Origin of the sequence: Cupriavidus nantongensis (genome assembly GCF_041726985.1) — a bacterium.
In the GTDB taxonomy this organism is placed as follows: domain Bacteria; phylum Pseudomonadota; class Gammaproteobacteria; order Burkholderiales; family Burkholderiaceae; genus Cupriavidus; species Cupriavidus nantongensis_A.
In genome coordinates this window covers 3082160-3102499 of sequence record NZ_CP168303.1, presented here as the reverse complement: position 1 = coordinate 3102499, position 20340 = coordinate 3082160, and the positions used below count along the sequence as shown (strand labels likewise).

At 66.6% G+C, this 20340-nt stretch carries 18 protein-coding genes; 5 read left to right on the top strand and 13 right to left on the bottom strand.

Translation table 11 applies throughout. The annotated features are described in order from the left end of the window. Positions 1–64: 64 nt before the first annotated feature. Positions 65–592 carry a hypothetical protein gene (locus ACEI37_RS25575; RefSeq protein ID WP_373378668.1) on the top strand — a complete coding sequence of 176 codons (528 nt, stop codon included), beginning with the start codon at positions 65–67 and terminating at the stop codon, positions 590–592. Positions 593–613: 21 nt separating this feature from the next. On the opposite strand, the gene ACEI37_RS25570 is transcribed toward ACEI37_RS25575, so the two are convergent. Both ACEI37_RS25570 and ACEI37_RS25565 read right to left on the bottom strand, forming a co-directional pair. Continuing rightward, the gene (locus ACEI37_RS25570; protein WP_373378667.1) at positions 614–2017 is read right to left on the bottom strand and encodes an amidohydrolase family protein; all 1404 of its coding nucleotides are present in this window, start codon (positions 2015–2017) and stop codon (positions 614–616) included. 4 nt (positions 2018–2021) lie between these two features. After that, entirely contained in the window at positions 2022–3371 is a 1350-nt protein-coding gene (locus ACEI37_RS25565) for a nucleobase:cation symporter-2 family protein (protein ID WP_373378666.1), read from the bottom strand. Between the two features lie 368 nt (positions 3372–3739). On the opposite strand from ACEI37_RS25565, the gene ACEI37_RS25560 reads away from it, so the two are divergent. Continuing rightward, positions 3740–4747, top strand: a complete 1008-nt coding sequence (locus ACEI37_RS25560; protein ID WP_373378665.1) for an AraC family transcriptional regulator — start codon at positions 3740–3742, stop codon at positions 4745–4747. Between the two features lie 31 nt (positions 4748–4778). On the opposite strand, the gene ACEI37_RS25555 is transcribed toward ACEI37_RS25560, so the two are convergent. The 5 genes from ACEI37_RS25555 to ACEI37_RS25535 are packed head-to-tail and all read right to left on the bottom strand — an operon-like array spanning position 4779 to position 10206. After that, positions 4779–5885, bottom strand: coding sequence for a GTP-binding protein (locus tag ACEI37_RS25555; protein WP_373378664.1), 1107 nt, complete (start codon positions 5883–5885; stop codon positions 4779–4781). 55 nt (positions 5886–5940) lie between these two features. Beyond that, entirely contained in the window at positions 5941–6537 is a 597-nt protein-coding gene (locus tag ACEI37_RS25550) for a UbiX family flavin prenyltransferase (RefSeq protein ID WP_373378663.1), read from the bottom strand. Continuing rightward, a complete protein-coding gene (locus ACEI37_RS25545; RefSeq protein WP_373380317.1) occupies positions 6534–8822 on the bottom strand; it encodes a xanthine dehydrogenase family protein molybdopterin-binding subunit in 2289 nt (762 codons plus the stop codon). The genes ACEI37_RS25550 and ACEI37_RS25545 overlap by 4 nt, the downstream gene beginning before the upstream one ends. Beyond that, positions 8822–9334 (bottom strand): (2Fe-2S)-binding protein, encoded by a 513-nt coding sequence (locus tag ACEI37_RS25540; RefSeq protein WP_373378662.1) that lies wholly within the window; start codon positions 9332–9334, stop codon positions 8822–8824. The genes ACEI37_RS25545 and ACEI37_RS25540 overlap by 1 nt, the downstream gene beginning before the upstream one ends. Continuing rightward, positions 9322–10206: a xanthine dehydrogenase family protein subunit M gene (locus ACEI37_RS25535; RefSeq protein WP_373378661.1), complete on the bottom strand. Its 885-nt coding sequence runs from the start codon at positions 10204–10206 to the stop codon at positions 9322–9324. The genes ACEI37_RS25540 and ACEI37_RS25535 overlap by 13 nt, the downstream gene beginning before the upstream one ends. Before the next feature lie 232 nt (positions 10207–10438). Between ACEI37_RS25535 and ACEI37_RS25530 the strand changes: the two genes are divergently transcribed. Beyond that, positions 10439–11344, top strand: coding sequence for a LysR family transcriptional regulator (locus ACEI37_RS25530; RefSeq protein WP_373380316.1), 906 nt, complete (start codon positions 10439–10441; stop codon positions 11342–11344). A 24-nt stretch (positions 11345–11368) separates the two neighbouring features. On the opposite strand, the gene ACEI37_RS25525 is transcribed toward ACEI37_RS25530, so the two are convergent. From ACEI37_RS25525 to ACEI37_RS25510, 4 genes are all read right to left on the bottom strand, one after another. After that, the gene (locus ACEI37_RS25525) at positions 11369–12760 is read right to left on the bottom strand and encodes a nucleobase:cation symporter-2 family protein (protein ID WP_373378660.1); all 1392 of its coding nucleotides are present in this window, start codon (positions 12758–12760) and stop codon (positions 11369–11371) included. Between the two features lie 237 nt (positions 12761–12997). Next, positions 12998–14449, bottom strand: coding sequence for a UbiD family decarboxylase (locus ACEI37_RS25520; RefSeq protein ID WP_373378659.1), 1452 nt, complete (start codon positions 14447–14449; stop codon positions 12998–13000). Between the two features lie 102 nt (positions 14450–14551). Next, entirely contained in the window at positions 14552–15466 is a 915-nt protein-coding gene (locus ACEI37_RS25515) for an amidohydrolase family protein (RefSeq protein WP_012354043.1), read from the bottom strand. Between the two features lie 50 nt (positions 15467–15516). Further along, on the bottom strand, positions 15517–16419 hold the full coding sequence (locus ACEI37_RS25510; protein WP_373378658.1) for an amidohydrolase family protein: 903 nt from the start codon (positions 16417–16419) through the stop codon (positions 15517–15519). A gap of 418 nt (positions 16420–16837) precedes the next feature. Between ACEI37_RS25510 and ACEI37_RS25505 the strand changes: the two genes are divergently transcribed. Beyond that, a complete protein-coding gene (locus tag ACEI37_RS25505; RefSeq protein WP_373378657.1) occupies positions 16838–17722 on the top strand; it encodes an endo alpha-1,4 polygalactosaminidase in 885 nt (294 codons plus the stop codon). Here the strand turns inward: ACEI37_RS25505 and ACEI37_RS25500 are convergent. Next, positions 17704–18237 carry a YgjP-like metallopeptidase domain-containing protein gene (locus ACEI37_RS25500; protein WP_373380315.1) on the bottom strand — a complete coding sequence of 178 codons (534 nt, stop codon included), beginning with the start codon at positions 18235–18237 and terminating at the stop codon, positions 17704–17706. The two genes, ACEI37_RS25505 and ACEI37_RS25500, sit on opposite strands and share 19 nt — an antisense overlap. A 49-nt stretch (positions 18238–18286) precedes the next feature. Next, positions 18287–18511, bottom strand: coding sequence for a hypothetical protein (locus ACEI37_RS25495; protein WP_010812270.1), 225 nt, complete (start codon positions 18509–18511; stop codon positions 18287–18289). Between the two features lie 149 nt (positions 18512–18660). Here ACEI37_RS25495 and ettA point away from each other — a divergent pair, with 149 nt between their 5' ends. Continuing rightward, the gene (ettA, locus tag ACEI37_RS25490) at positions 18661–20328 is read left to right on the top strand and encodes an energy-dependent translational throttle protein EttA (protein ID WP_018005229.1); all 1668 of its coding nucleotides are present in this window, start codon (positions 18661–18663) and stop codon (positions 20326–20328) included. The last annotated feature ends 12 nt before the right edge of the window (positions 20329–20340 follow it).

Below are 20340 nucleotides of genomic sequence, written 5' to 3'. Positions count from 1 at the left end.
CCTCGCTGTCAGCCTGACAACGCAAGTCGTGGCACAAGACCATGATGCGTTTGTCCCAAAAGGAATGCAGCGCTACGTGCTTCCAATGAGAGATTGCGCGATCGAGTTCGTGGCCAAGGCTGGTGGTTTCACTAACATTGAATGGACGGGTGCTTTTGCATCCGGGTATTTTCATCACGACAATTACTATCCCAAGGACCGCTATGCGCGGGCGATGTCTATCTCGCTCACCTGCCATGTCGGCAACGCGAAAGACCTATGCCCGCAGCTACTGGCTGACTACCATAATGTCGACAAGTCGCAAGCGAGGGATATCCAACTGCGTCGCCTGACTGACTTAAATTCCCGGTACTATGCGGAGGCGTACATAGCATCCGACAGCGGCGTTCCAACCCCACGCAGGCGTGGTTTGGACCTGTGTATGGGGAATGAAACGAAGGCGATTGTCACAGAGAACGGTGGCATCAACCTGGGCTACGACCCCCGCGAAATCACCGAAACCCGCGGCAAGCCGATCCTGAAACGCTCAGAGCACGCACTCCCCGACGTCCTGGCCATCATCCGCTCAATGCGGTTCGTCCCAGACCCATAGCCAAAGCGACACCAATCCCCCTCAATCCACCAACCCCGCCAACGCCTCCCGCGCCTCCCTCCTCAGCTTCTCCAAATCCAGCCCCACCACCGCCCCATCCCGCACCACCTGCCGCCCCCGCACCAGCACATCCCGAACCGGCGTCGGCTCCCCCGCCGCGACCGGCGCCGTACCGATGTCATGAAACCCATGGAACCGCAGCCCGCTGACGTCATAGATCGCCAGATCCGCCGATTGTCCCGGCGCAAGCGCGCCGATACCGGGCAGCCCAAGCACCTGCGCTCCCCCTGCAGTGCCCCAATGAATCACTTCCTCGACGCGCGTTTGCGCAGCCCCGCCGAGCGCGCGATGCACCAGCCACGCAAAATTGGCTTCATGCACCATGCTGCCCGATTCATTGGATGCGACACCATCGACGCCCAGTGAAATCGGCACCCCCGCATCTGCCATCGCGCGCACCGGCGCGATGCCGCTGCCGAGCCGCGCATTACTGACTGGGCAATGCGCCATGCCCGTGTTGGTCACAGCCAGCATGCGGATTTCTTCCGGATTGACGGTGACGAGATGCGCAAACCAGACGTCTGGACCCAGCCAGTCGTGGTCTGCGACAAACTGCACCGGCGTGCACTGGTATTTCTCGCGGCAGAACCTGACGTAGTTGTCGGTCTCGGACAGGTGCGAATGCAGCCGCAGGTCCATGCCGCGGCCAAAGGCGGCGAGTTCGCGCAGCAGGGCGGGCGGCAATGAGAAGGTCGGTGTCGTCGGTGCGACTACCACGCGGCGCAGGCCGTCGGGCGAAGCGTCGTGATATCGAGTCTTCAGCCGTTCGATATCCGCGAGCATTTCGTCCAGCGTCTCGGGAACCAGCGCGGTGGCGCGCATGCCGGGATGATCGGAGGCCGACTGGATGGCGCCGCCGCGGCACAGCACCAGGCGCATGCCGAGCTCTTCGGCTACCTCGAACAGCACGTCGCCGGTTTCCGCGCCGTGGCCGTGGTGATACAGGTAGTGATGATCGGCGCAAGTGGTGGTGCCGGACAGCAGCAGTTCGGCCATGCCCAGCCGCACCGCGGTGCGGAAGATCTCGGGACTGAAGCGCGCCAGGCGCGGGTAGGCGACGGCCGCCAGCCATTGCTCCAGCCCGACGTTCATGCCGCTGGGCACGGCCTTGAGCAGGTTCTGGAATAAATGATGGTGGGTGTTTACCCAGCCGGGGTAAATCACGCAGCCGCTCGCGTCGAGCACGGCTTCGCCGTCGTGGTGAGCCAGGCTGGTGCCGATCTCGGCGATGCGGCCGTCGCGGATGCGGATGTCGGCGGCCCCCGCGCGCGCGGCGGTGCCGGCGCGCCCGGTCATCACGGCGGCGGCGTTGCGGATCAACAGGGCGCCGGCGGGCGCGGTAGTGGCGTTGGTGTTGTGCACCATGTTTTCAGACCCCTTGGACGTTGTCGGCACTGGCGGGCAGCTCATCGGCTTCACGGGCTGGCAGGCCGTTGAGAATCAGGTTGAGGACCACGGAAACCACGCAGGCGATGATCACGCTGCTATGGACGAAGGGCTGCAGGAAGCCGGGCAGCTTCTCCAGCATGCCGGGCAGCATCACGGGCATCATCGCGCAGCCGAGCGTGATGGAGACGATGGAAAGGTTGTTGGGGTTGCGCTCGTAGTCCACCTCGCCCAGCGTCTTGATGCCGGCAGCGACGACGACGCCAAACATCACCATGGTGGCACCGCCCAACGCGGCGGCGGGGATCGATGCAAACAGCGCGCCGATCTTGGGCACCAGTGCCACCGCACACAGCATTACGCCGCAGGTGGCGACCACCCAGCGGCTGCGCACGCCGGTGACGATCACCAGTCCTACGTTCTCCATGAAGGCGATGTACGGGAACGCCGCGAACATGCCGCCGATGGCGCTGGCCAGGCCGTTGGCGCGCAGGCCGCGGGTGGCGTCGCGCTCGGTCAGCGGGCGCTTGACGATGTCGCCGACGGCAACGAACAGGCCCATCGATTCGACCATCTGCACCACCATCACGATCACCATGGTGGTGATCGCGCCGATGTTGAAGGTGGGCATGCCGAACGCGAACGGCGTCACCATGGTGAACCACGGCGCGCGCGCGACCTCATCGAAGCTGCCCATTCCCAGCATCCACGCCACCGCGCCGCCCACCAGCAAGCCGATCACCACCGACAGGTTGCGCACCAGTTCGCCACCGTGCCGGTTGATCAGCAGGATCAGTGCCACCACGCCGAAAGCGACCAGGAAAAAGATGGGCGCGCCGAAATCCGGCGCGCCCCTTCCGCCTCCAAACCAGTGAAACGAAACCGGGAACAGCGACAGGCCCACCGCGGTGATGGTGCAGCCGCTCACCACCGGCGGGAAGAAGCGCTTGAGCTTGCCGATCACCGGGGCGAGGAACATCGCGATCACGCCGGCGGCGATGATGGCGCCGCAGACGCCGTTGAAGCCCAGCGTGGGATCGGTGCCGATGGCGATGACCGGGCCTACGGAGCTGAAGGCCACGCCCTGCATCAGCGGCAGGCGCACGCCGAACTTCCAGAAGCCCACGGTCTGCAGCAGCGTGGCGATGCCGGAGGTGAACAGCGCGGTGCTGATCAGCATGGTGGTCTGCGCCGGCGTCATCTTGAGCGCGCCGGCGACGATCATCGGCACCGCAATGGCGCCGAGGTAGCTCACAAGCATGTGCTGGAAGCCGAGCGACGCCATGGCGCGTGCCGGCAGGATCTGGTCGACGGGGTGAACCGCTGGTTTCATGATGGGTCTCCTGCCGCGTACTGGGGGAAAGTGCGCCATGCCGGCGGCGGCTGGCCCGGTCTGTGGATGCCGGGCTCGGTCCGTCACGGTGCCATGCGCGGCGCATGGCCCACGCATGCCTTGCACAGTAGTGATGCACGGCATGCCGTCATAGCGTTATTGCGAAGGCCCTGGCACGGGGCCGCAAGCGGGCTTGCAAAATGCGCGCCGGAGGGATCAGGGGTTTCCCTTGGGTTGCGTGAGGGCGGGGGTGGCAATACGATGGATGCGCTGGTTTGCTCCCCTCTCCCGCGCGCGGGACAGGGGAGCAAACAGTCGGATGTTGATGGAGCGGTAGCCGTTGATCCGTTCACTTTTTCTACAACGCCATGTCACCCACTGCCGGATGGTTTGCCGCATCCTCCCGTTCGCCCCTAGGCCGCGCCGGTGACCTCGATCGCATCCAGTCGCTGTCCGGCCGCGTGTTCGGCCCCACGCGGCTGCGCGCGTCGGAGGACGATGCGGCGCTCGATGCGCGCATCGATACCAGCACCATCGGCCGGCTGACGCTGGTGACCATCGCCTACAACCAGGCGGTGCAGATCGAGCCGCAGCCGAACAAGGACGAGTTCGTGATCCAGACCGTGCTGGCCGGCACCTGCCGCGTGGAAACGCCACGTGGCGCGATGCTGATGCCGCCGGGCGCGACCTTTGTCTTCTCGCCTACCGTGCCGACCACGCTGTCGCTGGATGCGGGCTGCGAGCGCTTCAGCGTGGTGATCCGCCGCCAGCTGATCGAAGAGGCATTCCGCCAGCAGTTCAGCTTCGAGCCGCCTGCGCCGATCGAATTCAATATGCAGCCGGTGGCCGACGATGGCCGTGCCGAGCGCTGGCAGGCGCTGGTCAGCTACCTGCGCGCGGAAACGCGGGTGCGGCGAGAGGGCAGTGGCGTGCCGGCGGTGGATGCCAGCATCGAACGGATCGTGCTGTCGACGCTGCTGCTCGACCGCTTTGCGGCGGACGGCAATATGCTGCCGCGCCGGTTTGAAGCCGTGCTGCCGGATTACGTGCGCCACGCCATTGCCTACCTGCGCGCCAACCTGGACCAGCCGCTGACGCTGGAGCAGATCGCCGCGCATTGCGGCGTGTCGGCGCGCACGCTGCAGCTGGGCTTTCGCAAGAGCAAGGACACCACGCCGATGGAATACCTGCGGCTGCTGCGCCTGCAGGGCGCGCGCGCCGACCTGCAGCGCGCACGGCCAGAGCAGGGCATGGTCGGCGCGATCGCGCTGCGGCACGGCTTTACCCACTTGAGCCTGTTCTCGCGTGAATACCGGCGCGAGTTCGGCGAGCTGCCGTCGCAGACCTTGCGTGCGGCAGCCTTGCAGCGGGACTGACAGCAAGCCAGTCCCGCTGTAGACAGCGCAATCAGGCGGCCTGCGCCACCGGCAGGCATACTTTCAGCAGCGTCTGCAGCCGCAGCTTGTCGAGATGGCGGCCGATAAACACGAACTTGCTTTGCGCGGGTTCCGCACCCCAAGCGTCGGCGGGATGGAAGTCCATCAGCCGGTGCACCGCCTGCAGCACGTAGCGGCGGTCATCGCCCTCCACCGCGACGATGCCCTTCATGCGGAACACATCGTCGCCCTGCGCGGCCAGCAGCGCCTTCAGGCCATGCTCGAGGCGCTGGCGGTCGAACGGCTGGTCGAACACCAGCGAGACCGAGGTCACCGACGGGTCGTGGCGGTGGCCGTGCGTGTCGCCGTCGTCTGCGTGATCGCAGTGTTCGTCGCAGACGTGATCGTGGTGGTCATGGTCATGATGACGATCCAGGTCGGCATGCCCATGCGCGTGGTGCTCATGCGCATCGGCCTGGATCGTCCCCGGCGTGAACCCACCGATGCCCAGGATCTTGCCCAGGTCCACCTGCGCGAAGTTGGAGCGCAGGATCTGCGCGCCCTCGTTCAGGCGGTGGATGCGCGCCTCCAGCCGGTCGAGCTGCGCGGCGTCGACCAGGTCGGTCTTGTTCAGGATCACGCGGTCGGCGGCGACGATCTGGTCGACGGCCTGGTTGTCGAAGCCGGTCAGCTGGGGGTCGTCGAGATGGCTCTCGATATGCACCGCATCGACCAGCGTCAGGATGCCGTCGAGCGTGACTTTCCTCGCGACTTCGTGGTCCATGAAGAAGGTGGCGGCCACCGGGGTCGGGTCGGCCAGGCCGCTGGTCTCGACCAGGATATGGTCGAAGCGCTCGGGCCGCTCCAGCAGCTTCTGCAGGATGCGCACCAGGTCCGTGCGCACGTCGACCACGCAGCAGATGCAGCCGTTCGTCATCTGGTAGATCTCTTCGTCCGAGGTCATCACCAGGTCCGAGTCGACGTCGACCTCGCCGAACTCGTTCTCGATCACGGCAATGCGGTGGCCGTGCTTCTGCGTCAGGATGTGGTTGAGCAGCGTCGTCTTGCCCGAGCCGAGGAAGCCGGTAAGGATGGTGACCGGGACGGGCGGCTGTTGTGCGACGGCAGGTGCGTTCATGTTGTCTCCTGATTAGGGTGCTGCGTTCCTCGCGGGCGCGAGGCGGAAGTTCTTTTCAAGCGGTGGCGACATTGGGGCGCAGGCCTTGCCAGCGTGTCACCAGTCCGTCGTGCGGTACGTCGAACAGGTCCAGTACGCGCCCCACGGTGTGGGCGACGATGTCGTCGACCGATTGCGGATGTGCGTAGAAGGCCGGCACCGGCGGCAACACGATCGCGCCCATCTCGGTCACCGTGGTCATGTTGCGCAGGTGCACCAGGTGGAAGGGGGTCTCGCGCGCCAGCAGCACCAGCCGGCGGCGCTCCTTGAGCATTACGTCGGCGGCGCGGGTGACGAGGTTGTCGGCCAGCCCGGTGGCGATGGCGGCCAGCGTGCGCATGGAGCAGGGCGCCACCACCATGCCGTCGCAGCGGAACGAACCACTGGCGATGGTGGCGCCGATATCGCGCACGTTGTGCACCACGTCGGCCATGGCTTCGATCTGCGGGCGCTGCAGGCCCAGCTCATGGTGCGCGGTCAGCAGCCCGGACGGCGAGCACACCAGGTGGGTCTCCCAGCCGTCCAGCGCCGCCAGCGCCTGCAGCATGCGCACGCCGTACACCGCGCCGCTGGCGCCGGTGATGGCGACCACCAGGCGTTGCTTGCGGCTCATGCGCGCCCGCCTTCCCGCGCCGCCTTGTCCGCCAGTGCCTGCAGCACCTGCTCCGGCTTGATCGGGTAGTGGCGGAAGCGCACGCCGATGGCATCGAACACCGCGTTGGCAATCGCCGGCCCGATCGCGACGATGGGGTCTTCGCCCACGCCCTTGGCGCCGAACGGGCCGCCGGGATCCGGCGCGGCTTCGAGGATCACGGTGCGAATCTCGGGCATATCCATCGCCAGCGGCATCTTGTAGTCGACGAAGTTGGCGTTGAGCGAGCGGCCGGTGCGCATGTCGATCTGGTAGTCCTCGTACAGCGTGTGGCCGATGCCCTGCTGGATGCCGCCTTCGATCTGGCCCGCGGCGGCCACCGGGTGGATCACCTTGCCGACGTCATGCACCGGCACTACCTGGCGCACGGTGATGAAGCCGGTCTCGGTATCGACCGCGACCTCGACAAAATGCGCGGCAAACGAATACGACTTGGTCGGGTGATAGGTGGCGGTGCCCACCAGTTGCGCAGCGGGAATGCCCTTGCGCGGCATCACCGCTTCGCGCACTGTTAGCGTGGGGCCGTCGCGGTCGCGTACGGCGATCACACCGGCGGTGAGCGTCAGCGCTTCGGGGTCGCACTCCATCAGCCTGGCGGCGCGCTCGAGCAACTGGCGCTTGATCTCGCCCGCCGCCATCTGCGCGGCCTTGCCGACCATGTACGTGGTGTGGCTGGCAAAGGCGCCGATGTCCCAGGGAACCACGTCGGTGTCACCATGTACCACCGATACCGCCTCGAACGGCAACGTCAGTTCTTCCGCCACGATCTGCGCGAGCGCGGTATGCGCACCGGTACCCAGTCCGGCCGCACCGGTCAGCAGTACCACCGTGCCGTCCTCGTTCATCTTGATGATGGCGTTGCCCTGTTCCTTGATGCCGGGATAGGCGCTGCTGCCGTGCATCTCGCAGCCCAGGCCCCAGCCGGTGCGGACCGGGCCGGTGGTGTCGCGCGGGCGACGGCGCAGCGCGGACCAGTCGAGCAGTGCCATGCCGTGCTCGATGCAGGCCTCCAGGCCGTGACCGATCAGCGGATGGTTCGACGGCGCGATGTCGCCTTCGCGCACGGCGTTCCTGAGCTTGAGTTCGGCAGGATCCATGCCCAGGTGTGCGGCGGCCTCGTCCATCTGCACGTCGAGCGCGTAGTAGGTCTGCACCACGCCGTAGCCGCGAAAGGCGCCCGCGATGGGGCTGTTGGTGTAGACGCAGCGGCCTTCGAGCAGCACGTTGTCGCAGCGGTACAGCGATACCAGCGCGGCGGTGCCGACATTGGTGACGCCGGGGCCGTGCGAACCGTAGGCGCCGGAATTGAACACAACCTTCGCCTGGCGCGCGGTGATGGTGCCGTCGTTGCGGAAGCCCTGCTTCAGCCAGATTTTTGCGGGATGGCGCGTGCGGCCGCCGAGGAAGGTTTCCTCGCGGGTGTATTCCATGCGCACCGGCCGGCGCGTCTCGCGCGCCAGCAGCGCGCACAGGAACTCATGCTGGAACAGGTCCTGCTTGGCGCCGAAGCCGCCGCCCATGTGGTCGACCAGCACGCGCACCTTATGCAGCGGCAGCCCCAGCACCTCGGCCATGATGCCGCGCACCATGAAGGCGGTCTGGGTCGAGATCCATACCGTCAGGTTGCCGTTGCCGTCCCAGCTGCAGGTGAGCACGTTGGGCTCCATGTAGGCCGGGGTGGGGCGGCCGCCCTCGTAGACGCCTTCGAGGATGAAGTCGGCTTCGGCAAAGCCGGCTTCCACATCGCCGCGCCTGACGATCACCGGCGGCAGCACCAGGTTGCCGCCGGGCTCGCGGTCATGGATGCGCGGCGCATCGGAGCGCTCGGCGTCTTCGGTGGTGAAGACCGCGGGCAGCGTTTCGTATTCGATTTCGATCAGCTCGAGCGCGCGCTCGGCAATCTCTTCGCTGATCGCGGCCACCGCGGCTACGCCTTCACCCCAGTAGCGCACCTTGTCGTCCAGGATGTACTGGTCGCAGGTCACCGACGCCGAGCGCGGGTGCGGCGAGCCAGCGTGCAGCACGCGCGGCACGTCCTCGTGCGTCAGCACGGCCTTGACCCCGGGCAACGCCAGCACGCGCGACGTGTCGATGCGGCGGATGCGGGCGTGGGCGACGTTGCTGCGCTTGATCTTGCCGAACAGCAGGCCGGCGAAGGGCATGTCGGCAACGTACTTGGCGTTGCCGGTGACCTTGTCGAGCAGGTCGGTGCGCTTGACGCTGTGTCCGATCACGGCGTGGGTCATCATGCCTCCTCGCTGGCACGGGCGCGGTGCGCGCAACCGGCAGGGTCCATGGCCTCGGCGGTTTTCTCGATGGCCTCGATGATCTTGGTGTAGCCGGTGCAGCGGCAGATATTGCCGGCAATGGCAAAGCGGATTTCGTCGCGCGTCGGATGCGGGTTCTCGTCGAGCAAGGCCTTGGCCATCACCACGAAGCCCGGCGTGCAGAAGCCGCATTGCGCGGCGCCGCAGCGCATGAACTGGTCCTGCAGCGGATGCACGGTGTCGGGCGCGGGCTGCACGCCTTCGATGGTGGTGATGTGGCAGCCATGCGCTTCGGGCGCCAGCACCAGACAGGAGTTCATCGGCCGGCCGTCGATGATGACGGTGCACGAGCCGCATTCGCCCACGTCGCAGCCCTTCTTGGTGCCGGTCAGGCCGGCGTCGTGGCGCAGGGCGTCGAGCAGCGTGCCGTGCGGTTCCACCGCCAGCTCGCGCGGCTCGCCGTTGATGACGAGTTCGATCATTTTTCGCATGATGTTCCGCGCAAGGCGGCCTCCAGGGCTTGTTCAAGGGCGCGGCGGGTCAGCACGCTGACCATCTGCCGCCGGTACGCTGCGCTGGCGCGCACGTCGCTGATCGGACGGGCCTCGTCCATGGCGGCGTGCGCGGCCTGCAGGACCAGGGCGTCGGTCATGCGCTGGCCGCGCAGCAGCTGCTCGGCGCGCACCGCGCGTACGGGCGTGGGGCCGACGGCCGCCAGCACGATGCCGGCGTCGATGCAGTGGCCGTGCTCCACCGTCAGCGATACCGCCACGCCGACCGTGGCCAGTTCCATCTGCACGCGGCGGCCATGCTTCAGATAGACCTTGCCGGTGTTGGCGCGCGGCGCCGGCACGGTGATGCGGGTAACGATCTCGTCCGGCGCGATGGCGGTCTTGCCGACGCCGGTGACAAAGTCCTCGACGCGCAGCTCGCGCGAGCCCGACATGCCGTACAGGTGCACCGAAGCGCCATCGGCGACTAGCGGCGCGATCGATTCCGCGGACGGCGACGCGCGGCAGACATTGCCGACCACGGTGGCGCGATGGCGCACCTGGATCGATGCGAAGTCGGTCACCGCCTTCGCCAGGCCGGCGTAGTGGCGCTGCACGAAGGCGGAGGTCTCGACCGCGCGCGTGGTCACCAGCGCGCCGATGCGCAGGCCGTTGACCGGATCGAAGGTCAGCACGTCCATGCCCGGGATCTTCTTGATGTTGATGACGTGCTCGGGCTTGCGCACGGCCTCCTTGATCTGCACCAGCAGATCGGTGCCGCCGGCCAGCACGCTGGCCTTGCCGCCGCACCGGTGCAGCATGGCCGACGCTTCGGCCAGCGTCGCCGGTTCGAAATACTCAAACGCTCTCATTGCTCCTCCTGGTCTGTGCCATCGGCGGCGGCTGCCGGTCTTGCCGAGTTCGTGCGGGGCGCGCGCCGTTGAATCCATCATGGGCGGCTGGTCTTCATCGGTAAAGGCCCGGAAACGGATTAATTGATCGTGTTACCCTCTGAATCAGACGCGCCGCGAAAGCCCTGTCTTTTCGCTGCAGAGCGCGCACCCCGAGATCCCGGAGGTAGACAACGTGCCCAACCTCAGCAACATGAACGTGTCGCTGCGCCAGCTGCGCGCGTTTATCGCCGTGGCGCAGGAACGCCACTTCACCCGCGCCGCCGAAAGGCTGGACCTGTCGCAGTCATCGGTCAGCGCGCTGATTCACGAACTGGAAGCCAACCTCGGCCTGAAGCTGTTCGACCGCCACACACGCCAGCTGCACATCACGCAGGCCGGCGCCGAGTTGCTGCCGCTGGTAAAGAAGGCGGTGGCCGATATCGACAGCGTGATCGAGAACTCCAGCGAACTGCGCACGCTGGGACGCGGGCGCGTGTCGATCGCGGCATCGTCGATCCAGGCGGCGCTGATGCTGCCGCGCGTGATCCGCGAGTTCTGCGTCAGCCATCCGGGCGTAAAGGTGGAACTGCACGATGTGTCGGAGCATGAAGTGACCAAGATGGTCAGCTCGGGCGAGGTCGACTTCGGCATCGGCACCATCCCCGAGGGCCAGCCCGACCTGAGCGCGCACCGGCTGATGGACGATGCCTTCGTCATCGTGATGCCCGCGCACCATCCGCTGCGCCGGCGCAAGACGCTGCGCTGGGAGGACGTGGCCGGGCTGCCGGTGATCGGGCCGCACAAGGGCAACCCGATCCGCGACTGCCTGGACACCGCGCTGGCCGCGCGCGGCATCACGCTGCAGCGGGTGCACGAGGTGTTCCTGCCGCTTACCATGGTCGGCATGGTCGACGCGGGGCTAGGCATCGCCGTGATGAGCGCGGCGGTGACGCGGCTGACCGGCGCGCTGGGGCTGGCCACGGTGATGCCGACCGATCCGGTGATCCACCGCGAGATCTCGTTGCTGGTGCACGCGGACCGGTCGCTGTCGCCGCCGGCGCAGGCCTTCCGCGACCTGCTGATGCGCTACCGTGCCAGGCTGGCCGAAGCCAGCTGACGGCGCCTGACTGCGGCAACTACCTCATGCCGGTTCCTTGGCCAGCCCGTGGCGCTGGGGGGCCGGCGAACGCGCGTTGAACAGCAGGTTCAGCAGCACCGCGGCCAGCGTGCCCAGCAGGATGCCGTTCTGGCAGAACTTGGCCAGCAGCTCCGGCATCTGCGCGAAGAACTTGTCCGACACCAGCGGGATCATGCCCAGCGCCACGCTGACGGCGACGATGTAGGCGTTCTTCTTGTTTTCGACAAAATCCACATGGCCGAGGATGCGCACGCCGGTGGCCGCGACCATGCCGAACATCACCAGCGCCGCGCCGCCCAGCACGTACTGCGGGATCGATGCCGCGAAGAAGGCCAGCTTGGGCAGGCAGCCCAGCACGATCAGGATGCCGCCGGCGGTGGCGCAGACCCAGCGGCTGCGCACGCCGGTGACCTGCACCAGCCCCACGTTCTGCGCATACGAGGTGTAGGTGAAGGTGTTGAACACCGCGCCCACCAGCGCGCCGACGCCATCCGCGCGCAGGCCGCGCGCCAGGTCCTCGGAGTCGACCGGGCGGTCGACGATCTCGCCCAGCGCCAGGAACTGCCCCACGCCTTCGATCATGATCACGATCATCACCACGCACAGCGTGACCGAGGTCATGGCGTCGAAGGTCGGCCAGCCGAAGTGGAAGGGCGCGATGAACTCGACCCAGTGCGCGCCGTGCAGGCCGTCGAAGCTGACCTTGCCCAGCGCCAGCGCGATCAAGAAGCCCACCGCAATCCCGATCAGCACCGCCACGTTGCACAGGAAGCCGCGCGCGAACGCCACCAGCGCCAGCACCGTGCACAGCACCGCGGTGGCGATGGCGATGTTCACGGGCAGGCCGAAGTTGGGATTGGGCACCGGACCGGCCGCGGTATTGATGGTGGGATTGCCGCCCGCCGCCCAGTTGATCCCGACCCGCATGAGCGAGACCCCGATTACCAGCACCACGGTGCCGGTCACCACCGGCGGGAACCAGCGCACCATCTTGCCGACATAGGGGGCGGCAAAGTAAGTGAAGACGCCCGCCACCATCACCGCGCCGAACACCGCCGGCAGACCCAGCGATGGATTGGAGCCGGTGGCGATGATCGGCGCGATCGCGGTGAAGGTGACGCCCATCATCACCGGCAGGCGGATGCCGACCTTCCAGATGCCGATGCTCTGGATCATCGTCACCAGGCCGCAGCAGAACAGGTCGGCGGCGATCAGGAAGGCGACCTGGTCCTTGGGCAGCTTGAGGGCGCCGCCGATGATCATCGGCACGGCAATGGCGCCGGCATACATCACCAGCACATGCTGCAGGCCCAAGGCCAGCAGGCGCGGCGGGGGCAGGACCTCGTCGACGGGATGCACGGCGGCATTCCCTTGCGTAGGCAGGGTGGGGTTCATGCTGTCTCCTTTGGTCGGTATCACGCCGGTTGCGCATTGCGCTAACGTGTCGCCAAGGTGCCGGCGCTTCCTCTTGCGGGATGGTCTTGCCATCCTCTCGTGCGAAGCCCGCGCCTGTCCTGTCTTGTCAGTCCAGCATGACAGCGGCGCAAGGAAGGTACAACGTTCGCGGTGGATTTATCGATCGGGTGAAACGATGAATCGACCGTTTTCAGCGGGTTATCCCTGAGCCAGACGTCATGGCACGTGGGATGCCGCACGCTCCAGCCGCGCCAGCAGCGCGGCCGCGCGCGCCATCGCGGCAGGATCGATGCGTGCGCGAATGCCGTCGAAACCGGGCCCGCGCGTCGCATCCAGCCCCATGCGTGACGTGGTGCCGACACCCGATGCTGACGGATCGAGCGCGCTGCCCGGCAGCCCATCCACCACCACCACATCCAGATGCGGCTGCAGATGCGTGGCCATGGCCCACAGCACTTCCTCGTCGCGGGTGATGTCGACGTCCTCGTCCACCGCCACTACCGTCTTCAGGTACGGGTCCCAGCCGAGCAGGCCCAGCATCACCTGGCGGGCCTCGCCCGGGCGGCTCTGGCGCAGCGCCACGTAGGCATGGAAATGCGTGCCGGAACTGGGGTAGTGCACCGCGGTAACGCCCGGAAAGCGCTCGCGCAGTTTCTCCACCATCTCGGACTCGCGCGGAATCCGGCCCAGGTTCAGGTGCTCGGCCGAGTTGCCGCCGACCACGTCGACCAGCCACGCGTCCGTGCGACGCATCACGCTCTGCACGCGCAGCAGGTTGTTGGTCGAGCGGTCCGACGAATAGCCGGTGAACTCGCCGAACGGGCCTTCGTCGACACGCGCCTCGGGATCGATCACGCCTTCGAGCACGATCTCGGCATGCGCCGGCACCAGGATGCCGTGGCGCGGCGTGCGTACCACTTCCAGCGGCGCGCCGAACAGGCCGCCGGCGACATGGCGCTCGTCCACGCCGAACGGCAGCCGTGCGGCGCCGGCCAGCATGAACAGCGGATGCGCGCCGATCACCATGGCCACCGGCAGCGGGCGGCCCAGTTCGGCGGCGCGCTGCTGCATGCGCCACAGGTGCCCGCGCGAGTGCAGACTGGTGGCGATCTCCGTTGGCGAATGCAGCATCGAGCGGTGGTAGCTGGCGTTGCCGATGCCGCTGTCGGGGTCTTCCGCGATCAGGATCGCGTTGGTGATGTAGGGGCCGCGGTCGGTAGCGAAGTGCCGGATCGCGGGGATCGTGCACAGGTCGATGTGCTGCGTCTCGACCTGGCCGGTGACGGCGCCGCTGTCGAGCACGCGCGGCGCCACCATGCGGCGGCTGCGGGCCTGGTACTCGGCATGGATGCCGGCGGGCGGCACGCCGCCCAGCATGCGCCCCACGCGCTCGCGCGAGGCGAACAGGTTGGTGGCCAGCGACGTGCCCAGGCCTTCGACATGGTCGAACAGCAGGGCCGGATGGCGGCCCTGCGCAGCCAGTGCCCACACCAGCGCGGTCGGATCCTGGTCGGCACCGACCGGCTCGCGGATATGCAATACGTCTTCGGGATAGGCCTCGCGGTAGGCGGCCAGGAACTGGTGGAAGTCCTGCGAGGTGTCGTGGAAAGGCTGGCGCGCCGGCGTCGCCGGGGTCGCGGGAACGAAGGGCGCTGCGGGTGAGTTCATGGATCGGCTCCTGAGGTCAGGGTGGGCCAGGGCGAAGGCTGCCCCGGCGGCCGGGAATGGTCCTGGCCGCCGTGCCGTGCCTGCCTGCCGAACAGCTAGCGACTACCGGGTGCTGGCGTAGGTATCCTTCAGCCGCGCCAGGGCCTCTTCCTGCGTCCTGGGCGGCGCGGTGGGCTCGATGCCGACCAGCCGGGCGATGTTGTTGCCCATGTAGTCCTCGAGCCCGTCCTCGTCCAGGTCCATGCCCTGCGGCGCGGGGCCGCACAGCATTTCCAGCTCGCGCAGCCACATGCCGGGCTCGTTGGGCGGCGTGTCGGTGCCGAACACGATCTTGTCGCGCGGCAACTGGCGCGCGAACTCGACGATGCGCGACTGGAAGCACCAGCCCGATTCGCAGTACACGTTGGGCGTGTCCATCGCCATCCAGAACGCCTCGAATGAATAATTGCCGCCGGTCTGGATGCCGAAATGCCCGATGATGAAATTGACCATCGGGAATTCGCGGATGATCGGGTAGAACATGGTCGGGATCGTGTACGGGCCGTCGCCGGTGTGGATCAGCACCACCACGTTGTACTTGGCGCAGACCTTCATCGCCGGGCGCAGCCAGTCGAGCGCGCGGTCGGGCCGGTAGCCGTGCATGTTGGCATGCAGCTTCAGCATCTTGAAGCCGTACTCCTTGACGTGGAATTCCAGCTCCAGCGCGCCTTCTTCCGGGCCCCAGCGCGGATTGAAGGTGAAGTTGCCGATAAAGCGGTCAGGGTACTTCTGGCACAGCTCGGCGATATACGCCATGTAGTCGCGGATGCCTTCGCGGCCGCGGCGGTTGCCGTCGCGGTAGCCGGTGTTGCCCGGCGGCGGCTGGATAAAGCCCATGTCGATGCGGCGCGGCTTGCCGTTGATCATGTAGGGGCCGTCCATCATCTTGAGCATGCGCTCGCCGTTGAAGGGCTCGCCGGTGTGGCGCCAGGCTTCGTCGACCAGGTTGGTCGGGTGCAGGTGGGTGTCGATAATCATGTCGGGTGCTCCGGAGTCCGTTGTCGTTGGCGCGGGTTCGGGTGCGGACCTTATGCGGCCAGGCGCGCTTTCGCTTCTTCCAGCGTGCGCGGCACCGGCGTCGGTTCCAGGCCGATCATCCGGGCGACGTTGTTGCCGAGGTAGTCCTCGAGCGTGTCCTCATCCAGGTTCAGGCCCTGGGGCGGCTCGAAGCACAGCACTTCCAGCAGGCGCAGCCACATGCCCGGCTCGTTGGGCGGGGTATCGGAACCGAACAGAATCTTGTGCTTGGGCAGCACCTTGGCGAACTCGACGATGCGCGACTGCAGGCACCAGCCCGATTCGCAATACACGTTGGGCATGTCCATCGCCATCTGGAACGGCTCGAAGCAGTAGACGCCGCCGGTCTGCACGCCGAAGTGGGCCATGATGAAGTTCACCGTCGGGAACTCCTTCATCATCGGCACCCATTCGGTCGGGATGCTGTAGGGACCATCGCCGGTATGCAGCTTGACCAGCACGCCCAGTTCGGCGCATTTCTGCAGCGCCGGACGCAGCCAGTCGAGCGCGCGGTCCGGGCGGTAGGCGTGCATGTTGGCCTGGAACTGGACCATCCTGAAGCCCAGCTTCTTCACGTAGTGCTCGATCGCATTGACGCCGTTCTGCACGCCGCAGCGCGGGTTGTAGACGAAGCAGCCGATAAAGCGGTCCGGATACTTCCGCACCATCTCGACCGTGTACGCCATGTACGCGTCGATCGATTCGCTGCCCGACTTCACGCCGTCGGTGTAGGTGTAGATGGTGTTGCCCTGCGGCGGCTGGATAAAGGCCTTGTCGATGCGGCGCGGCTTGCCGTTGATGGTGAATGGGCCGTCCATCATCTGGATCAGGCGCTCGCCGGTGAACGGGTCGCCGTCGTGGCGCCAGGCCAGGTCCACCAGGTTCGTCGGATAACAGCTGGTGTCGATGATCATGGGAGATCCCCTAACAATGACTAGGTTGGACACGCATGCGGCGGGCGCGCGCGAACAACGCCGCGGGGCCGGCCTTGCATGCTGCGATCGGGAGTCTTTGTCAGGGGAGCGTCTGGACGACTGCGCCACCGACGAAACACTCCGTCAGTGAGCAATCTCCAGTTGAACGTCGCGGCATTGCACCGCTGCTGTCCAATCGACCGCTTCTACCCACGCGCTCTTTATACATAGCGCCTCGGCATGGGTCAAGCGCATCATGTGTTGCGCCGCACGAACAGTGGGGCCGGCCTGCATTCCGGACCAGGCCGCGAATCCGCTACATTGCGGGAACCGCAGCGGCAGGCCCGACCGCCGCGGCGTATCGACAACAGGGCCGATCGCTTCTAACGGGGTTCATCAAAGGGAAGGGGGAAGACCTATGCATGGCAACGATGCGAAGAAGGCCGCGGCAATGCTGTCGGTTGCGCTGAGCCTGGCACTGGGCGGATGCGGCGGCGATGACGGACAGACCGAGATGGTGTCGCCGACGGCCGCGGCCACGACGCGGAACATCAACGAAACCACCACCAGCGCCACCACGCGCTGGGCCCCGGCGCTCACCGACACGTGGCAGATCCAGCTGACCGGCAAGCTCAACACCAGCTATGCGGTGACCGCCTATGACTTCGACCTGTTCGATACGCCGCAGGCCACCATCGATGCGCTCAAGGTGCAGGGCCGGCGCGTGATCTGCTACTTCTCGGCGGGCAGTTCCGAGGACTGGCGTCCCGACTTCAACCAGTTCACCGAGGCGGACCAGGGCGCCCCGCTGTCGGGCTGGGCCGGCGAGCGCTGGCTGGATACGCGCTCGGCCAACGTGCGTCGCATCATGCAGGCGCGCATGGACCTGGCGGTCAGCAAAGGCTGCGATGCGGTCGATCCGGACAATGTCGATGGCTATACCAACAGCCCCGGCCTGCCGCTGACGGCCGAGACCCAGCTCGACTACAACCGCTTCCTGGCGGCGGAGGCGCATGCGCGCGGGCTGGCGGTGGGCTTGAAGAACGACGTGGGGCAGGTGGCGGAGCTGGCCGCGAGCTTTGACTTCGCCATCAATGAACAGTGCTTCCAGTACCGCGAGTGCGGTGCCTATACCGCGTTCACGGGACAGGGCAAGCCGGTATTCCAGATCGAATACGCCACCAAGTACCGGGACGCCGCCACGCGCGCCGGACTGTGCGCCAAGGCCCAGGCGGCCAACCTGCGCACGCTGGTGCTGCCCAGGACGCTGAACGGGTCGTTCCGCTACGCCTGCGACGCCTGAGCGCCCGGGTCGATGCCGCCGGCGGGGGCGGCGCGTTCCAGCTCCCGCCAGGCCAGGTAGAGCCGTGTATCGAACTCGAGCTGGTGGTAGCGCGGCTCCATGTATTCGCAGAGCCGGTAGAAGGCCTTGTCGTGCTCGCTTTCCTTCAGGTGGGCAAGCTCGTGCACGACAATCATGCGCAGGAACTCCGGCGGCGCTTCCTTGAACAGCGAAGCCACGCGGATCTCTTTCTTGGCCTTGAGCTTGCCGCCCTGCACGCGCGAGATCGCGGTATGCAGGCCGAGCGCGCGCTGGGCGGAATCCAGGCGCGCATCGAACCCCACCTTGTGCAGCGGCGGTGCGCTGCGCAGGTATTCCTGCTTGAGGTCGGTGGTGTATTCGTACAGCGCGCGGTCGGTCTGCACGGTGTGGCGATCCGGATAGCGGCGGGCCAGATGGTCGCCAAGCCGGCCGGCGGCGACCAGCTCGCGCACCTGCTCCAGCACGCCGGGCGGATAGCCGCCCAGGAAGCGCATCGGGTCCTTGCCGGCGGGACGCCAGGTCTCATTCACCACGGTGGCCGGCTCAGTGGTGGTGGTGATGGTGGTGCATCCAGCTGTTGTCGAGCGAATTGACGAAGGACTCGACCGCGTCCTTGTCGCCGGTGGCGTGGCGCATCATTTCGCCGCACTTGCAGAAACCCTGGTACGGGGTGATGTGCGAGCACGCCGACGTCTTCTGTAGGTACAGCGTGACGGGTTTGGTGCACTTCTTGCACTTGAACTTCAGGGTCAGGGCGGGTTTGCTCATGGCGATGGCTTGAAAAATCAGCGGAAAGACGAACCTGCGATTGTACCGGCGCAGGCCAAAGCTGGCCGCGCCCGGGCTGCGCGGCCCGGCGTGCCTGATACACTCCGCCATTCCCGCACCTACTCCAGCACCATCACCAACACGCACCCATGGCACAGTACGTTTTCACCATGAATCGCGTGGGCAAGATCGTTCCGCCCAAGCGTCACATCCTGAAGGACATCTCGCTGTCGTTCTTCCCGGGCGCCAAGATCGGCGTGCTCGGCCTGAACGGCTCGGGCAAGTCCACGCTGCTCAAGATCATGGCCGGCCTCGACAAGGAGATCGAGGGCGAGGCCACGCCGATGCCGAACCTGAACATCGGCTACCTGCCGCAGGAGCCGCAGCTCAACCCCGAGCAGACCGTGCGCGAGTCGGTGGAAGAGGCGCTGGGCGGCGTGTTCGAGGCGCGCAAGAAGCTCGATGAAATCTACGCCGCGTACGCCGAGCCGGACGCGGACTTCGACGCGCTCGCCGCCGACCAGGCCAAGTACGAAGCCATCCTGGCCGCCAGCGACGGCAACAACGTCGAACTGCAGCTGGAGATCGCCGCCGACGCGCTGCGCCTGCCGCCGTGGGACGCGAAGATCGAGCACCTGTCCGGCGGCGAAAAGCGCCGCGTGGCGCTGTGCCGCCTGCTGCTGTCGCGCCCCGACATGCTGCTGCTCGACGAACCAACCAACCACCTCGACGCCGAATCGGTCGATTGGCTGGAGCAGTTCCTGACGCGCTTCCCCGGCACCGTGGTGGCCGTGACCCACGACCGCTACTTCCTCGATAACGCAGCCGAATGGATCCTGGAGCTGGACCGCGGCCACGGCATCCCGTGGAAGGGCAACTACAGCTCGTGGCTGGACCAGAAGGAAGCGCGCCTGAAGCAGGAAGAGGCCAGCGAATCGGCACGCCAGAAGGCGCTGCACAAGGAACTGGAGTGGGTGCGCCAGAACCCCAAGGGCCGCCAGGCCAAGTCCAAGGCGCGCCTGGCCCGCTTTGACGAGCTGAACAGCCAGGAATACCAGAAGCGCAACGAAACCCAGGAAATCTTCATCCCGGTGGGCGAGCGCCTGGGCAACGAAGTGATCGAGTTCGACAACGTCAGCAAGGGTTTCGGCGACCGCATGCTGATCGAAAACCTGAGCTTCAAGGTGCCGCCGGGCGCCATTGTCGGCATCATCGGCCCCAACGGCGCCGGCAAGTCGACCTTCTTCAAGATGCTGACCGGCAAGGAGCAGCCGGACAGCGGCGAGATCAAGATCGGGCCGACCGTGAAAATGGCCTTTGTCGACCAGAGCCGCGACGCGCTGGACGGCACCAAGACCGTGTTCGAGGAAATCTCCGGCGGCGCCGACGTGCTGACCGTGGGCCGCTACGAGACCCCGTCGCGCGCCTATATCGGCCGCTTCAACTTCAAGGGCGGCGACCAGCAGAAGCAGGTCGGCACGCTGTCGGGCGGCGAACGCGGGCGCCTGCACATGGCCAAGACGCTGATCGCCGGCGGCAATGTGCTGCTGCTGGACGAACCGTCCAACGACCTCGACGTGGAAACGCTGCGTGCGCTGGAAGACGCGCTGCTGGAATTCGCCGGCTGCGTGATGGTGATCTCGCACGACCGCTGGTTCCTGGACCGGATCGCCACCCACATCCTGGCCTTCGAGGGCGATTCGCATGTCGAGTTCTTCCCCGGCAACTACCAGGAGTACGAGGCGGACAAGAAGAAGCGGCTGGGCGAGGAAGGGGCCAAGCCGAAGCGGATCCGGTACAAGCCTATCGTGCGGTGAGGGACGGCTGAG

Coding starts and splice junctions, on each gene's coding strand:
- ACEI37_RS25575 (WP_373378668.1), top strand. CDS start 65: ATGCAGCGCTACGTGCTTCCAATGAGAGATTGCGCGATCGAGTTCGTG.
- ACEI37_RS25570 (WP_373378667.1), bottom strand. CDS start 2,017: ATGGTGCACAACACCAACGCCACTACCGCGCCCGCCGGCGCCCTGTTG.
- ACEI37_RS25565 (WP_373378666.1), bottom strand. CDS start 3,371: ATGAAACCAGCGGTTCACCCCGTCGACCAGATCCTGCCGGCACGCGCC.
- ACEI37_RS25560 (WP_373378665.1), top strand. CDS start 3,740: ATGTCACCCACTGCCGGATGGTTTGCCGCATCCTCCCGTTCGCCCCTA.
- ACEI37_RS25555 (WP_373378664.1), bottom strand. CDS start 5,885: ATGAACGCACCTGCCGTCGCACAACAGCCGCCCGTCCCGGTCACCATC.
- ACEI37_RS25550 (WP_373378663.1), bottom strand. CDS start 6,537: ATGAGCCGCAAGCAACGCCTGGTGGTCGCCATCACCGGCGCCAGCGGC.
- ACEI37_RS25545 (WP_373380317.1), bottom strand. CDS start 8,822: ATGACCCACGCCGTGATCGGACACAGCGTCAAGCGCACCGACCTGCTC.
- ACEI37_RS25540 (WP_373378662.1), bottom strand. CDS start 9,334: ATGCGAAAAATGATCGAACTCGTCATCAACGGCGAGCCGCGCGAGCTG.
- ACEI37_RS25535 (WP_373378661.1), bottom strand. CDS start 10,206: ATGAGAGCGTTTGAGTATTTCGAACCGGCGACGCTGGCCGAAGCGTCG.
- ACEI37_RS25530 (WP_373380316.1), top strand. CDS start 10,439: ATGAACGTGTCGCTGCGCCAGCTGCGCGCGTTTATCGCCGTGGCGCAG.
- ACEI37_RS25525 (WP_373378660.1), bottom strand. CDS start 12,760: ATGAACCCCACCCTGCCTACGCAAGGGAATGCCGCCGTGCATCCCGTC.
- ACEI37_RS25520 (WP_373378659.1), bottom strand. CDS start 14,449: ATGAACTCACCCGCAGCGCCCTTCGTTCCCGCGACCCCGGCGACGCCG.
- ACEI37_RS25515 (WP_012354043.1), bottom strand. CDS start 15,466: ATGATTATCGACACCCACCTGCACCCGACCAACCTGGTCGACGAAGCC.
- ACEI37_RS25510 (WP_373378658.1), bottom strand. CDS start 16,419: ATGATCATCGACACCAGCTGTTATCCGACGAACCTGGTGGACCTGGCC.
- ACEI37_RS25505 (WP_373378657.1), top strand. CDS start 16,838: ATGCATGGCAACGATGCGAAGAAGGCCGCGGCAATGCTGTCGGTTGCG.
- ACEI37_RS25500 (WP_373380315.1), bottom strand. CDS start 18,237: ATGCGCTTCCTGGGCGGCTATCCGCCCGGCGTGCTGGAGCAGGTGCGC.
- ACEI37_RS25495 (WP_010812270.1), bottom strand. CDS start 18,511: ATGAGCAAACCCGCCCTGACCCTGAAGTTCAAGTGCAAGAAGTGCACC.
- ettA (WP_018005229.1), top strand. CDS start 18,661: ATGGCACAGTACGTTTTCACCATGAATCGCGTGGGCAAGATCGTTCCG.